Annotated in this window: 13 protein-coding genes; 6 read left to right on the top strand and 7 right to left on the bottom strand. The window is 47.6% G+C overall.

Annotated elements, in window-relative coordinates; translation table 11 throughout:
- Nucleotides 1-6: 6 nt before the first annotated feature.
- The gene (locus ABV298_RS02795) at nucleotides 7-189 is read left to right on the top strand and encodes a hypothetical protein (protein ID WP_353720676.1); all 183 of its coding nucleotides are present in this window, start codon (nucleotides 7-9) and stop codon (nucleotides 187-189) included.
- Nucleotides 173-1,924: a 1,4-alpha-glucan branching protein GlgB gene (gene glgB / locus ABV298_RS02800; protein WP_353720677.1), complete on the top strand. Its 1,752-nt coding sequence runs from the start codon at nucleotides 173-175 to the stop codon at nucleotides 1,922-1,924. The genes ABV298_RS02795 and glgB overlap by 17 nt, the downstream gene beginning before the upstream one ends.
- Nucleotides 1,925-2,313: 389 nt before the next feature.
- Here glgB and ABV298_RS02805 read toward each other — a convergent pair whose 3' ends face one another.
- From ABV298_RS02805 to ABV298_RS02820, 4 genes are all read right to left on the bottom strand, one after another.
- Nucleotides 2,314-2,691, bottom strand: a complete 378-nt coding sequence (locus tag ABV298_RS02805) for a hypothetical protein (protein ID WP_353720678.1) — start codon at nucleotides 2,689-2,691, stop codon at nucleotides 2,314-2,316.
- A 121-nt stretch (nucleotides 2,692-2,812) separates the two neighbouring features.
- Nucleotides 2,813-3,907, bottom strand: coding sequence for a T9SS type A sorting domain-containing protein (locus ABV298_RS02810; protein ID WP_353720679.1), 1,095 nt, complete (start codon nucleotides 3,905-3,907; stop codon nucleotides 2,813-2,815).
- 11 nt (nucleotides 3,908-3,918) lie between these two features.
- Nucleotides 3,919-6,636 carry a hypothetical protein gene (locus ABV298_RS02815; protein WP_353720680.1) on the bottom strand — a complete coding sequence of 906 codons (2,718 nt, stop codon included), beginning with the start codon at nucleotides 6,634-6,636 and terminating at the stop codon, nucleotides 3,919-3,921.
- Between the two features lie 473 nt (nucleotides 6,637-7,109).
- Nucleotides 7,110-7,394 (bottom strand): hypothetical protein, encoded by a 285-nt coding sequence (locus ABV298_RS02820; protein WP_353720681.1) that lies wholly within the window; start codon nucleotides 7,392-7,394, stop codon nucleotides 7,110-7,112.
- Between the two features lie 271 nt (nucleotides 7,395-7,665).
- Between ABV298_RS02820 and ABV298_RS02825 the strand changes: the two genes are divergently transcribed.
- From ABV298_RS02825 to ABV298_RS02835, 3 genes are read left to right on the top strand one after another with little or no spacing between them, the layout of a single operon-like run.
- A complete protein-coding gene (locus tag ABV298_RS02825) occupies nucleotides 7,666-11,241 on the top strand; it encodes a histidine kinase (RefSeq protein ID WP_353720682.1) in 3,576 nt (1,191 codons plus the stop codon).
- 28 nt (nucleotides 11,242-11,269) lie between these two features.
- A complete protein-coding gene (locus ABV298_RS02830) occupies nucleotides 11,270-11,854 on the top strand; it encodes a response regulator (RefSeq protein WP_353720683.1) in 585 nt (194 codons plus the stop codon).
- A complete protein-coding gene (locus ABV298_RS02835) occupies nucleotides 11,796-12,026 on the top strand; it encodes a LytTR family DNA-binding domain-containing protein (protein WP_353723130.1) in 231 nt (76 codons plus the stop codon). Before ABV298_RS02830 ends, ABV298_RS02835 begins: the two co-directional genes overlap by 59 nt.
- A gap of 4 nt (nucleotides 12,027-12,030) precedes the next feature.
- On the opposite strand, the gene ABV298_RS02840 is transcribed toward ABV298_RS02835, so the two are convergent.
- From ABV298_RS02840 to ABV298_RS02850, 3 genes are all read right to left on the bottom strand, one after another.
- A complete protein-coding gene (locus ABV298_RS02840; RefSeq protein ID WP_353720684.1) occupies nucleotides 12,031-12,417 on the bottom strand; it encodes a DUF3037 domain-containing protein in 387 nt (128 codons plus the stop codon).
- Nucleotides 12,407-13,192, bottom strand: coding sequence for a HipA family kinase (locus tag ABV298_RS02845; RefSeq protein WP_353720685.1), 786 nt, complete (start codon nucleotides 13,190-13,192; stop codon nucleotides 12,407-12,409). Before ABV298_RS02845 ends, ABV298_RS02840 begins: the two co-directional genes overlap by 11 nt.
- Before the next feature lie 157 nt (nucleotides 13,193-13,349).
- A complete protein-coding gene (locus ABV298_RS02850; protein WP_353720686.1) occupies nucleotides 13,350-14,615 on the bottom strand; it encodes a hypothetical protein in 1,266 nt (421 codons plus the stop codon).
- A 139-nt stretch (nucleotides 14,616-14,754) separates the two neighbouring features.
- Between ABV298_RS02850 and ABV298_RS02855 the strand changes: the two genes are divergently transcribed.
- A complete protein-coding gene (locus tag ABV298_RS02855; protein WP_353720687.1) occupies nucleotides 14,755-15,780 on the top strand; it encodes a hypothetical protein in 1,026 nt (341 codons plus the stop codon).
- The last annotated feature ends 20 nt before the right edge of the window (nucleotides 15,781-15,800 follow it).

Raw genomic sequence — 15,800 nt, forward strand, 5'->3', positions numbered from 1 at the left:
TAAATTATGACGCAACAACAGGAATTGCCTACATTGCTTTCCGGCTACGACGTCGACCTGTTCCGATCCGGGAAGCATTATCATATTTACAACAAGCTTGGAGCCCACACCGGGAGTGAGGCCGATATTCAGGGGGGTACATTTCGCGGTGTGGGCGCCGAACGCGGTGGAAGTGTCGGTTATCGGTAGTTTTAACGACTGGAAGCGAGATGCTCATCCCCTGTCGGCCCGTAGCGACGGTTCAGGTATCTGGGAGGGCTTTATTCCCCAGGTGTCGCGAGGGGCGTTATACAAGTATTTTATCCGCTCTGCCAATGCTTATGAGGTCGAAAAAGGCGATCCTTATGCGACGTATTGGCAAACACCCCCACACACGGCGTCAGTCGTATGGGACCTCCGTTTTGAATGGACCGACCATACCTGGATGGAAAAAAGGAAGGCGCCTGCACTGAACAACCCGATATCGATCTATGAGGTACATCCCGGCTCATGGCGAAAAGTCCCCGAGGAAGAGGGCCGGTGGATGACCTACCGGGAACTCGCCGCGGAGCTGCCCGAATACTGCCGGTTCATGGGATTTACCCATGTAGAGTTCCTGCCCATGGCGGAGCACCCTTTTTATGGTTCATGGGGATATCAGGTTACCGGTTATTTCGCACCAACGAGCCGATATGGAACGCCACAGGATTTTATGTTCCTGATCAATGCATTGCACGAAGCCAACATCGGTGTGATCCTGGATTGGGTTCCTTCCCACTTTCCTACCGACGAGCATGGCCTCGGCTATTTCGACGGTTCACATTTATACGAGCACGCCGACCCCCGGCAGGGCTTCCATCCCGACTGGCAAAGTGCCATTTTCAACTATGGCCGGCACGAAGTGCGAAGCTTCCTGATATCCAACGCCCTTTATTGGCTAGACAAATTTCATATCGACGGCCTGCGCGTCGACGCCGTTGCCTCGATGCTTTACCTGGACTATTCCAGAAAAGAAGGCGAGTGGATACCCAATAAATATGGCGGGCGTGAAAACCTTGAAGCCATCGACTTTTTGCGCGATTTTAACACCGCCGTTCACCAATCCTTTCCGGAGGTACTTACCATTGCAGAAGAATCCACCGCCTGGCCAGGGGTAACGCACCCTGTAAGCAGCGGCGGACTAGGCTTCGATCTCAAATGGATGATGGGCTGGATGCACGATACGCTGGCTTACTTTCAAAGAGATACGGTTTACCGGTCTTATCACCAGGGGCAACTTTCGTTCAGTCTGCACTATGCATTTTCGGAGCGCTTTGTGTTGCCGCTTTCCCATGACGAAGTTGTTTATGGAAAGCGCTCGCTTCTGCACAAAATGCCTGGCGATGAATGGCAGCGCTTCGCGAACCTGCGCCTCCTGCATACGTACATGTACGGGCATCCGGGTGCGAAGCTGCTCTTTATGGGAGCTGAATTCGGACAGAACCATGAATGGCGCCATGATTACAGCCTCGATTGGGGTGAGAACCAGCACCCCGCGCACAACGGCATCCAGAGGCTGGTAAAGGACCTGAACGAGTTTTATGGCAACGAACCCGCGCTTTACGAACGGAACTTTTCCCGGGAAGGCTTTGAATGGATCGATCACCAGGATGCGACCAACAGTGTACTGGCCTGGATCCGGAAAGGCGCTTCGCCTTCCGAGGAGCTGTTGTTTATCGCCAATTTTACGCCGGTAGTCAGGGAAAATTACAGGATTGGTGTTCCGAGACCGGGTTATTACCGGGAGGTATTCAATAGCGATAATCTTCGCTACGGGGGGGTCCGACGTTGTCTGTCGGGAAGAAACCGAAAGTTATCCTATTCCCCGGCACGGCCGTGTCCATTCCGTTCCGTTGACACTCCCGCCGCTGGCGGTAATAGTATTAAAATACCACCGCAATTTTGATTGGTTATAAAACATATTGTTAAAAAATGTACCTATACCTGAATTAAGCAATAATATCCGGCCAAAAATTAAACAAAAAAATTCCGGACGCACAAATCGGCGTCCGGAATCTAAACTAAACACACACCAGCTCCGATGAACATCGCGCCTGATTAGTCAGAAGTACTTAATTTTGTTTTTTAGAACAACTAAGTAAAACAATCCAAAATAACGTTGAATAAATCGCTTCATAACGTGCGTGGGTTGAGTTTCCCTTTATACTATGAACTTGAACTGGTTTATCTTAGATGCCGTCTGGCTCCCGCCTGATTAAATTCACCACTAAAATTGAAGTTACAGCAGTGATGACCAGACCTATTAACAATATCTTTTTCATATATATTTACAATCTATTTTTGAATCAATTTCATCTGCTCCGCACCTTCCAAATCAAACAATATCTCATTACATGTTCTGCTAATTACCGAGAACTCGAATGTTGTCTGCTTACCATTTGAGAATTTTCCTTCTACAATTAATGAATCCTTCTTTACCCGCCAATTGCCTTCCGACTTCAAATAAACCCCAAATAGCAAGCCTTTACTTTCATTAAACTTTCCACTTTTTTCAAATGTAATTTCCTGGGGCGCTCCTGATTCGGAAACGAATTCAGCATTCCAGGTTCCTACAATTTGTTCTTCTAAAGCCGGTGGGACACATTCTTTGTCATGTCCACAGGAACTTGCGAGACAAGTAATCAATGCGGTTTTCCAAAACCTCTTTGTCATGATGAAGTATGTTAATGAGTAAGTCACAGCTAACAATTCAGTGACGACGTGGCGCCTTGAAGTGGGCAAAAGACGGCGCACACGTCATCAACCTGAATAGAATACATACACACTGCCAGAGTTAGCGGGTGATGATCACCTTGTAACTGCTGTACTTTCCACTTTTACGCGAAAGTTTCACCACATAGGTTCCGGCAAGTAAGTTCTTGACATTTACTTCCTTCTCCGGCACTGACGGTGATGTATATACCTCAACCCCCAGTGCATTGTATATCTTGATGCTGGCTATGCTATTCCAATCCTCAATTGACCTGAAATTTAATTTATCGCTTACAGGATTGGGATACAAATAACCAGTCTTCAAATTGAATTCAACACTCTTGATCTTACTCAAAGCGAACGTGCCGTCCTTGTCGACCATTTTGAGGCGATACAAGTTGTTTCCGTTCATCGGGCTTTCATCTACCGTAGAGTACTGTACTTCCACAGAGCTTTCTCCTTTTGCGGTAACTATTTTCAACTTTTCCCAAGTTTTGCCGTCCCCACTGCGTTGTACTTCGAAATAGTCACTGTTGGATTCCTCGGACGTAGACCAGCTTAGAGTTGCCAAGCTACCTTCACGGGTCGCCGAAAAATCGATCAATGAAACCGGCAGAGCTAAATTAGCTGTACCGTCAATTCGTTTCCGTGCGTTAATCGGTTCTAGGTTAGTCCAAAATGCTTTAAATGTAGTACCGTCATAGGGCCGGATAGTAATTTTATTGCTGCTCATCACCGGGCCCGAAAAGTTCAAAGTTCCTGTACCCAAAACCACTCCGGCACCCTCGGGAATCTCGGCTTGCATTGTTCTTGTAAGGTTGATGCTGAATTCTGCCCAAGATCCGCCATCATTCGGCGGGCTACCTGGTGTATTGTTCGAAATCGCTCCTCCGCTAGAATAAGCCGGGTTGAATGTATAATTGGTGCTTTGAATTGTTACCCCTGGGGGTACCTGAACATCTGACCTAAGATTCATAAACTGCCAGTTGCTGCTATCAGGGTTGGCTACGTCATAATTTAAGCCTCTTATCGCTCTGACATCAAATGTGTAACTTGTTTTACTTGCATTAAGCACTCCATTCTCGTACGCTATTTGAATCGTTTGAGCATTACTCAAATACTGTAAACCCAAGAGAATCGAGAAGAGTGCGATCCATTTTTTAGAAGTCCTGATCATAGTCTAAGTGTTTAATAATTAATTAGTGTAGAAAAGATATCCAAGTAGAAATTGATATTAAACAGTGTACCGTCTACTCCATCCACAATTCCATCCATGTTGAGGTCAGCCCGATCATAAGAATCAAATACATCTGTTCTGAATTGTGTGTTGAAGAAAGTTCCGTCCTTACCGTCGATAACAAAGTCCTGAGTCGCATTTAAGTCTGCAGAAGGCATACACCATGTTCCATTCTTTTGAACCATCTGCGGAGAATCACCGAATGCGTTAGACGCTTGGGAAAGAGCAGTGGTGAAATCGTAACTAACAGTTCCTGTGCTAAAATCTTGGATCGGGTTACTCATAACAGGTAAGTGGTTTCTGTGCTTGACAACGATCCTAACCGGCTTTGATTGGCTTGTAAAAACAGGCGGCAACGAACCGTCCAAATCAGCGACAAATCCGGACGACAATAGAATTAAGCTTCTCGATTCCAACAGAGTCGATGGGGTTGTAGCGTCCCTAATTTCTACCTTCACCCAATCCGCTACATTGCTCATTTTTAAAGAATTATTTATATCTGGGCAAGTTTCAAGATCGCCATATGGGCTCACTGTTGGCAGTAATCCGGAGTTCCCATAAAGTTGTAAGTCGTTCCGCATGATGTCGTCACCAGTACCTGACAACCTCGCTCCTTGAAGTACGACACGTAAGTCCAACTGCGTGCCGCAAGGCTGGTTCACAATAGTGATCTTTTTATTGCTCAAATCCTCGGTACCGTCCTGTTGAAATCCTGTTTTATTGTAGCACTGTTTAGTCGGACTATAATAAAACGCATAGTAGTCACCTTCCTCAGTTAAATTATCAGGATTCGCGATCTGCTGACCAGTATGAAAGCGATTGTTAAACCATCGTACTTCCCAGCCACTTGGTATCGGGCCCGAATGCAAGGCATTTAAGTTCACTCCTCCAGATGGACAAGACGTTGAATACTGACATCCATCCTCATAAGGACAATTTAGTGTAACTTGCATGGTAGTAAAATAAAGCGATGAAGAAGGAGGTGAAAAGCATTGATTGGCATTATCATAAAAGAATGCAAAATACGGGACCTCGCCCACCTGTCCTGTTGTAACGGGGTTACCGCTGTGTTGGTTATTTGTATACCAAACCACACTCAGTCCGGCCGGAGGAACACTGGCGACAAAATCATTCAAATTTATTGGCGGCTCGCCCTCTTGGCAATACAGATTATTCACTGTCTTTAAGGCAACAGGCGTACTTCCTGCGTTGCAAGCTTTTGAAACATTAACAGAAGATTTAGAAAGAGGAACGTTGAAGCATCCATTGCTTAGGTCGTGCACAAAGGCGTAATATTTTCCCGCGCTGACGTGCTGAGGATCAGAGATTGGAGCACTGGAATGATCTGATGTGGTATACCACTCGATGATCGCATTAGGCGGTATTGAAATATTGGAAGGAATTAGTTTTGTTAGATCATAAGTCTGTGCGGGTGCGACGATTTTCACATCAGTATTCAGCAGAGGAACTTGGTTAGATGGATCGCTGGGGTCATTACAGCACATTGTAGAACCATATACAGAAAACAATGCGCTGGATGCCGCTTTATCAACAGAGTAACAATTGTTTTTCGAGTCAAAATAGAAGGCATAGTATGAGTTTACAGGTGCACTCGGGGGGTTATCAAATGGGATTCCCTGGTGCTTATCATTTGTAAACCAATGCACCTTATAAGTAGTCGGAGATAATTGGGCATTAAGGTCTACACCAGATTGGTTGATGCAGTCGATTGACTTTTGATTACTAGTAAGGGCTACTTGTGTAGGTGTAGCGATAAACGACGCCTTAGCAGTCGATATATCTGTATTGTAACAGCCACCGGGTGTTTTATAGAACGCATAATAGTATTGGCCTGCCGCCTTAGGGCCCGCCGTTTTCGCTTCTTGTTCTGTCAATTGCGGATAACTGCTACTGGGATTTATACCCCATACCGGAACTGCTCCTGCTGGCGTGGTACTCTTTATCAAATCATACAAATTGGTCGTTCCGCAGGCGAAGGGTGTGCTTTGACTTCCTCCATGGAAAAGTTCAACCTGTCCACCAGGAACCACACAGTCAAAAGATTTCGGATGAATGTCAAAATTTACAAATGCCGTTTGTTGCGGGTTGGACATTCCAGATAAATAAAAAACAAGATCAGTAGCTGGAGCAACGAATGTCAAAGTCTCTTCTACCCATTTGCTTACGTTTACCCCCTGCGAGAAAGTAGTAGTCTTACTTGCTATCGAAACGAAGTTTGTTGTTTGCACCTCAATAGTCGCCGATGCCGCATAGTCTGAGTTTCCAGTAGTTAAGTCTACTCGAGCAGTCATGACATAGTAATGCAATGTGTACTTATTTCCGATCTCAAAACCTCCAACATTAGCTTTCAACTTGTCTTTTTGAACATTACCATATCGAAGAGAAAGGAATATATTATTACCGTTCTGATCAATTGCCTTAGTTGACGAAGGGGGCGGCAAAAAGCCGTCCAGCCATGGCCTAGTAGGGCTTCCACCTAAACCGTTCATATTGGAAAGTGCAACCGGCCCACCTGTTACAATTGTATACCCTGCAGGCGTACAATTAACACAAGAATAACTGGTATATGTTTTGGGAAAGTCTACCGCCAGTGCCCCATTGACAAGAACCAGAAAACTAACTAACGTGTGTAAAAAAAACTTCTTCATAATACATTTACGTTTGAGTGAAATTCAATTCCAAATCCAAATTGGGAAGGCGTTCTCATTCACGTTTATTTTTATTAATCCGGCTTAATTAAAAATTTTTATGTTCAAATCTACATTCATCACTCTACTCAAAAAGAATCCGATGATCATCTGGCAGGTCTCGGAAAACGATCGGTTTTTCTTGTAAATACCCAAAAGCCGTTAGTGCAAAAGCAAGCAAATTGGGGAGCCGTAATTCCCGGGTTGACTCTTAATGATGGCAGATTGCAATGTTTACGGCATTGGGAAGAGCTACATGGTCGGAGGATCACGTATTCTGCGGGCTACTTAAAATGGGATGGCGAAAAATGGATGGCGAAAGCCTCCCGGCCGAGGCTTTATAATATCCGTTCACCACATTAACGGGAGCCCAGTGATTTGCGGCTAAACTCTCTTGCGGTGAATGCCCTGGCAGCAATGTGCTTTTCACGACATCAATTCCAGTTGGGCCGGAAAATAATGATGAGCAGGATAAAAAGGGTGGTGATAAGAACAGGCACCGCCATTACCCACACCAGAATGGATGCGGTATCGAGATTGTCGTTCAAAAGAAAGTATAACGAACCGGCAACGGCGGCGCCAATCGATAAGATGACGATCCAGAAATAATGCCTCGGCTCTTCGGGCTCTTTTTTCCTTATTATATAGTAGAGATAATAGCCGCATACTGCCAGCAAGGCAATGCAATCGATCAGGAATCCTATCAGATAGAGTCTCATGGTATTCGTTCAAATTGATGAATTAGCAGGTTACCGTCGGTGTCTTAAGCAAAATTATCCGGTCACTCAGGTAATAAAAATGGGATGTATGAACGGCGAGGTATCAATGATTAAATGGTCAAAATAATTGGGTTGATTCCAGGCTAAGTCGGGCAAGCCTTGCACCGTGCACTTTCCCGTTAGTCAATTCGGCTCCGCCTTTTGTTCATCTATGTTTACTTTGATCTTCCTTATAGGTACCTTACACAATCAGCAGAAAATCACCCTGTACATGCGTCATTTTCAGGTCTTTTGGCTTATTTATCTTCTTTGGCCTCTCACGTCCAGCGCTCAATTCATTTTCCAGAATCTTAAAGAGGAGGATGGGCTAAGCTCCAAGGACATACATTGCATGTATAAGGATACTGATGGATTTCTATGGATAGGAACCGTGAACGGGCTTAACCGTTACGATGGGAACACCATAAAGTGTTACGACGACCTAAGGGCAGTACACAATGTAGAGGTGAATGGCATTTATCCCGTTGACGGAAACGCCAATCTGCTTGTCGCGACATCGCGGGGGCTTAAATTATTTAATAAATCCGCCGGCAGGTATCAAACCGATCAGCGATGGAAAGCACTTACCCACATGCCCTTACTAGCTATTAAGGAAGACGGTGAAAAGAGAATCTGGTTTATCGGAAAATCGGAGATATTCGTTTACGACGGCGTGAAGGTATGGAAACTGACCGACCTGTTTCCATGGGCCAGACGAGTCGCCGATCACGACCTTTCATTCGCAGCCAAAAGCGCTTTTTGCTGGGACAAAAAAAGAAAAGGGTTCTGGGTCGGGGGGTATGACTGCCTTTTCATAGATTGTGGCAATAAAACTGTTTACGACAGCAAGAATAATCCGCACAAATGGCCCATTCTGAATCAAAGGCAAGTAACCGCCATCACCCTGGATAATAACGATGACCTCTGGTATGGTTCGACGATCGACTTTTCCCTACATTTCTCCAAGCCCGACGTTCCCAACGATACTTCTTATTTGCACCTTGACAATGTCCGGTCAACCGACGGCGTCAACTTTCTGTTTGTAGACGGTCAGGACAGGGTATGGATATCCACCTGGATGTATGCAGCTTACCTAAAAGAGCCGGGCAAACCGATACGAAAATTGCCTTATAGCCAAGACGCAGCATATTCCATCGGTTATGGTTTCTTTAATGAAATTATCGAAGACGACGAAAAGGATATCTGGTTCGGTACCATCAATGGGCTGAGTAAACTGACATACAATAATCCGTTCGAAGCGGTTTACAAACTACCGAGCAGGCAGTTCTTCCTTCAGGTTAACTTTGCGGGGATTAATGCGTTGGCAACCAGAGGTGATACGATTCTGGCATTAAAGGAAGATGGCCTGGTTCTCTTTAAACAAAGCGAGAAAATATTCAGGCAATTTATTGGTTCAAAAGATATCCTTATCAGAAACCGGCTTTCTGATGCCGCCCTTTCCGAGGGAGTATGGTGGATTGCAGGGAACGGCGGGTTGTACACCCTTCGTAGTGGTGACCAAAGCCTTCGGCCATTTACTCACAGTAAATTAAAAAAGCCATTCTCACCCGGCAATTTCGTGGTTATCGATCTCCGGGGACGAATCTGGTTCCAGGTTTGGAAAGAAGCCCTATATCGATTTGACCCCAAGACAAACATTTGCGAGCGTATAGACGGTACCGATGACCGATGGGGCCGTTTCCGGTACAAACCGTGCCAGAGTGCCTTGAAATTGAGGAACGGCGACTTACTTTTCGCGATGAAAGGTGAGGGCATTCTACGCTTTTCCGAACGCACGCAGCAGTTCAATGTCATCGAAGTTGCAGACAAAAAACGCTTTCATGCCATGCAAATGATTGAGGACCAAGCAGGAAATTGGTGGGCGGCTGTGCTGGAACGGGGACTGTTCAAATTAAATGAGCGGGGTCAGTATATTGACAGCCTGACACGCCGTAACGGGTTTGTGACCACCCTGATTAACAGCATTGCATTGGACAACAGAGGGGCGATATGGGCGGCAGGGCCAACCGGATTGCTATTCTTCTTCCCTGAAACAAAGAAAGTTACGCAAGTAAAGATCAATCTGGGCAAAACATTGCAGGATTACTGGAATTATGTCCTTGCGACGCGGGACCGCGTCTATGCGGCTATGCTTGACCACGTCGTCGTAATAGATCCAATGAAATTTGCGCGTATTCCCGTAAAAAACGCCCCTCAAATTACTTCTATCAAGGTGTTCGGAAATGAAATTTCGGATTTCCCCCCGCCTTCTCTGATTCTCGGTCCCACCAAGGATTTTATCACATTCCAATTTGCCTCATGGAAGCATCGCGATATCCCGTCATTACAGTATAGTTACCAACTGGAGGGAATTGACGAGAATTGGGTTAACGCGGGAAGGAATTTGAGCGTTAGCTATAACAGCTTGGCGGCCGGCGATTACGTGTTCAAGGTCCGTAGCACAAACGAACACGAGCAATGGATGAATCAATATACTACACTGAAAATCAGAATAATGCCGTATTGGTGGCAAAGCTGGTGGTTCTTCCTCCTGGTCGGCTGTGTATCCGGCGCATTTCTCTACCTTACCTACCACGGGTATCTGAATAGAAAGCACAAACGGGAGCTTACAAAAACAATCGAATACTTCGTAAACTCAATTTATGGCGAAAATTCAGTAAGCGAAATTTGCTGGGATATTGTCCGCAGCTGCACTTCTCAGCTACATTTCGAAGATTGCACCGTATTTCTATGGGATGAGGATCGCCAGAAACTACTGCAAAAAGCTACGTATGGCTCCAAAGATCCAATTGAAAACGAACTTCTAAATCCTCTGGAGCTCGAACTCGGGGAAGGTATTGTAGGCGTTGCGGCGAAAATCAGGAAAACGCTGATAATTCCCGATACTTCTCTCGATCCGAGGTACATTCGCCAAGACCCCAGCAAATTCTCCGAAATCGCAGTCCCTATTCTCCACGAAGGTAAATTGATCGGTGTGCTGGACTCGGAGCATAGCAAAAAGAACTTTTTTACGGAGGAACAGGCCCGCACGCTCGTTACCATCGCCTCCATCAACGCCAACAAAATCGCCGAAGCGCAGGCGGAAGAAGAAGCCGCCAAAAAGGAAATCATGCTTCTGGAAATCAACCGGATGCTGGCTGAAAGCCAACTGATGGCGCTCCGGGCACAAATGAACCCGCATTTTGTGTTCAACTGCCTCAATAGTATTCAGGAATGCATCGTAACGCAGAAATATGGCGAGGCGAGCAAGTATCTCAACAAATTTTCGAAGCTCTTCCGCATGGTGCTCAACAATTCGGACCGGAACCTGGTCACGGTCGAAGAGGAAAAAGACGTGCTCGAACTTTACCTGGAACTCGAACAAATGCGATTCGAACAGAGCTTCGTTTACAGCATCGACATCGACGACGAGCTGGAAGCGGACGATATCCTTTTGCCCTCGATGTTACTGCAGCCGTATGTCGAAAATGCTATCTGGCACGGGCTAATGCACAAAGACGGCTATCGCGAGCTGAAAATTTCATTCGACCGCATCGATGAGGAGGTTTTCAAATGCACAATCGATGACAACGGAATCGGGCGACGGAAATCCTTTGAAATCAAACAGAAGAATGCGCATACCAAAAGACACAAATCCAAAGGCCTCCAGATAGCCAAGGACCGCCTTGACCTGATCGACCGGCAGGGCCAGCACGCATCGGTCGAAATCATCGACAAATACGATTGCAACGATCGAGCCACCGGTACGAAGGTGGTGATAGAGCTTTCCACTTCACTAGACACCTGATTTCACACTGTAAATACCCTGAGACGTTATGCTTAAAACATTGATCATCGATGACGAACAGAAAGCACGCAATGTTCTGAATCACTATCTCAATAATTCGGTTTCGCTGGAAGTTGAGGCCCGCCATGCCGAATCGGTAGAGGAAGCCCTCCATGTGCTGGAAAATTTCCAGCCCGACATTGTTTTCCTGGATGTGGAAATGCCACACCAAAACGGGTTCGAGTTTCTGCTTGCCCGAAAAAACCCGCCCTACGACATCGTCTTTACCACGGCCTTCAATCAGTACGCCATCCAGGCGATCCGTTTCAGCGCGTTGGATTATCTGCTTAAACCGGTCGATCCGGAAGAATTACAGTCGGCTATCAACCGGCACTTCGAAAAGGTGCAGGAAAAATCCAAGCAGCAAACCCAGCAGCTTTACGACAATCTCGTCCATAACATCGAGAAAAAGAACGTCCGTGATTTCAGGCTGGCGGTACCGTCCAGCGAAGGCGTTTTCTTTTTTTACGCTGGACGAAATCCTGAGACTGGAAGCGGACAAAAATTACACGTCCATTCACCTTGTAGGGAAACGCCCGTTCCTGGCAAGCAAGACGCTCAAACATTTCGATGAAATGCTGGCGGAATTCAATTTCATCCGCACACATAAATCACATCTCGTCAATCCGAAGTACATCAAGCAGGTGACGCACAACAACCAGTTTCTGTTGCTGTCGGACGGCTCGCGGATCGAAATTTCGAGGCGTAAGAAAGAGCTCGTTCAACAATATCTGAAAATCAAATGACCGGCTATTTTACCTGCTGCTGGAAGAGCCGCTTCAATGTTTCTTCCGGGTCCTCGCAGAAACCGGGATGGACTTTCGACGTTTGCAACACCGTGCTGCGTGTGGCTGTCAGCCACCGGAAACGCGACGCCGCCGGCAAGGACGCGATAGGGCTGCCGCATTGCCGGTTGCCTTCGCAAACCAGCCTGAATGCATCGAGATAAGCTTCCACCTCGGCCGGGTCGGTACCGGGCGCGAGCGCATTCAAACGATGGGCGTCGACCGCGGAATGGCAAGCCAGAAACCCACGCGACGGACAATACAACACCACGCCCACGTTGATGAACTCCTCCCGCTCAACACGCGGCACTATGCGCAGGACCGCATATTCGTATAAAAATCTATCTGGCATCCCGGGCTCCTTTCACAAAGATTTCAGATACTGACAGGCGGGCTTGCAAATAACTGATGTAAGCCTGCCTGTGCTGATCGGCAGTTTCAAAGGGAGAATCTCTCAACAACCAATCGTCGGGGATAAGGGATACTACAGCCGGGATAATATCGCCTTCCAGCCGTTGGCGAAACTCGGCATTCACTTCTTCCAGCAACGAGGCGTTTCGCAGCAAAACGTGGTCTTTTACCTGTGCGAACGGCCTCCTGGCCTGTTCTTCCCAGTTTTGCCATGAATGGTGGAAATAAAGCGCCGCGCCGTGGTCGATCAGCCAGAGCTCTCTATGCCACATGAGCATGTTCGTGTTGCGGGCCGTACGGTCGACGTTAGTCAGAAAACTATCCAGCCACACGATCTCTGAAGCCAGCCGCGGCTCTATTTTGGTCACCACGGGGTCGAAGGTAATAGCTCCGGAAAGATAATGCATCGCCAGATTGAGGCCCGTACTCGCTTTGAGCAAGTCCTGAATCTCCTCGTCCGGCTCTGTCCTGCCAAATCCTTCGTCGAGATTGGCAAATACGATTTCCGGCACTTTCAGGCCTAGAAAGCGGGCCAGTTCCCCTCCTATCAGTTCGGAAATCAGCGCTTTCGTGCCCTGGCCGGCACCTCTGAATTTCAGTACATATAAAAAATCATCGTCCGCCTCCGCAATGGCGGGCAGCGAACCTCCTTCCCTCAGCGGAGTCAGATAACGGAGTACATTCACGGTCCGCAGGCCGACAGGATCATTGTCCATCGAAACAGCTGTTCAGTTGAAAGCGCCGAAGTTAGTCATTTTGAAATTTTATTTGGGCTGAAAAATCGGGTACACCAATTTGCCGCCTGCATTATCAGGCGCTACCAGAGCATCCGGGCCTGAAATTACGCCCGCCCTTGAATGCGGTAGGCGATCTTTATAACGCCTCGAAAACTGTCTTTCCACCCGTCCGCAGGCTGACGTTCCGCACAGAACCGGCTCCCCGAAAACCGAAGGCGATACCAAGTACACGGATAGGACGGCTGGGAACCGGAAATTCAAATGCGTGCTGCCCGTTTATGGCATAGCGGATCTTCCCACCTGAAGCCAGGCAGGAAACACTCACCCAATCCGTAAAATCGACGCCCAATGCAGAAAGGTCGGCCTTTTTGCCGGAGACATAACTATCCACGCTCAGCAGGTTGAGATCCGACACGCATCCTTTGCTTGAAAGCGGAATCACGATCGGCGTGTCGTCGGTGAGAAGCGAAATGTAGGTCAACTGGCAAGCGGCGGCGCCTTCATTGTAGTCGTGCCTTATTTCGGTCGAAAAAGAAAAGTTATCCAGCGGTACAGGCTCGAAATTTCCTACGTTGAAATATTTGATCATCGGGGGTTCCGGTTGGAGCGAAATGTTCTTTTGCCCGATGACTGTTATGTCCGCTCCCATACCATCTTTGCGCAAGAATTCTTCCTTTTTCAGGTACACAGGCATTTTCGGCCGGTCGATCAGCGCCGCCCATCCGGCGGTTCCTATCACGAGCTTGTGCTGCTGCACCACCTGGGCCCCGATCAGCAATTTGGCCTGATACGCCCCGGGTTCATAGTAGATCGAAGTGTGTTTATGCGAATTTTTATCCACCAGCACTCTTTTGCTGTCGTCCCATGACTGCTGGATAAACACCGAGTCAGTCGGGGAAGCGGATGCGTCGTAGGTAAAAATAACCGAGTTGGGAATGCCTTTGGTCACCGATTGGCTTGTAAATGTATAGGCGTTCTTTTCCAGCTGCGGCTCCCCTTTATCGAACGCGAGCATACTGGCCAGAATCACCACGACGGCGGCCGTCGCTATCCAGGCCAGGCGTTTCCAGCTTTGGGTCCCCTTTTGCTCCCTAACCGCCCCGGGTTGTTGTTCCGGTTCTACGGTAACGGCTTTATTCTGCTTTACGAATGCCCGCCAGTCGCCGGCGCCGGCAAAACGCGCGAGGGTATTCAGCGTAGTGGTGCTCGGTAAATGGTTGTATTCCACTCTGCCCCATATCCGCCGAAGCGTACTGGTGCTGAGCGATACACCCGTTTCGTTCAGGATCAGCTCGCTCAGATTCTCAAAATCGGTCGTTTGCCAGGTGTCCGCCGGCCCCCAGTCGAGTCGTTGCTCGATGAGCCCCTTACACCGCTGCAATTCACTAAGCTCGGAAACCATTGTATATAAGCATGATACAACTTGACAAAACTTGATCTGTGTTTGAAATACCTTCCCGCAGTCATGATGCTATGTTTGCGGAAGCGGCGGTCATAGGCTGCTGCGAACTTCTTCCCTTTCATTCACAACCATCTGAAACATGTGCAAATTACGGTATTTATTATGCATTGTGTTGCTTCTCGCCGGGGATCATTTATCGGCCCAAAGCATCTTTGTAGATGTACAAAACGGCAAGGATTCAAACCCGGGCAGCCAGCAAGCACCCGTGGCCAGCCTGCCGAAAGCTATGGAACTCGCCCGTACGTTCAAAAGCAATGAAAATACTACAATTAAAGTATTGCCGGGCCTGTATTTATTGAACGACAAGCTCAACATCGATAAACGGAACACCGAAGAAGCATGGCTGACCATCGAAGCGGCCGTAATGCCCGACGACGCCGACTGGGCGCCCGCCAAAATGCCTGTTATCCAGTCCATATCAACCAATAACTCTGTTACGCAATTCCCGCATTCGATCGGGTTTCTCATCGCCGCCGACCATATTGCCATCCGTGGCCTGAAATTCCTGGGCAATGCCAACCCGGACGTTAAATATTACTATCCTCTTAACCGCGAAGATTCGACCCTCACGGGCCTTAACGTTTCGCAATGCTATTTTATTGGCGAGCGCAATTCGGCGCCCATTCAGGGGAGCATCTGGGCGCATGGTGCAGGCACGCATGTCGATCATTGCATTTTTTACGGGACTAAAAATGCCTTACTGCTGTTCAAAGGCATTAAAGATTTTTCGTTAACCCATTCCATTATTTTCGGTGCCTATGAAGCGGCGGTCTGGTTCGGATCGTTCAATAGCCCTTTCGTTTTCAAAAATAACATCGTTGCCAACAGTGAATACCTCTGGCTGCGGCAGGAAAACACATTCCCCAAATACGCATTTTCGGACTGCCTGTTTACCGGTTTGAAGCATTACATGGGCTATTACGGCCGCAACGGCACCCTGCCCACGGAGCGGAACGAGCACACCGAACGGAACGTCGGCAAAACTGGCCGGGTGCTGCTCAGCGAAGTGAGTGTAAACGGGCTTCCCAAAGATTATCTCAACCCTTTACCAGGCTCGGCAGGCGCGGAACTCCATGCAGGCATTTTCAAGAAAAACATTCCTTAATACAACTATTTTTATCGTTT

It is taken from the genome of Dyadobacter sp. 676, from assembly GCF_040448675.1.
In the GTDB taxonomy this organism is placed as follows: Bacteria; Bacteroidota; Bacteroidia; order Cytophagales; family Spirosomataceae; genus Dyadobacter.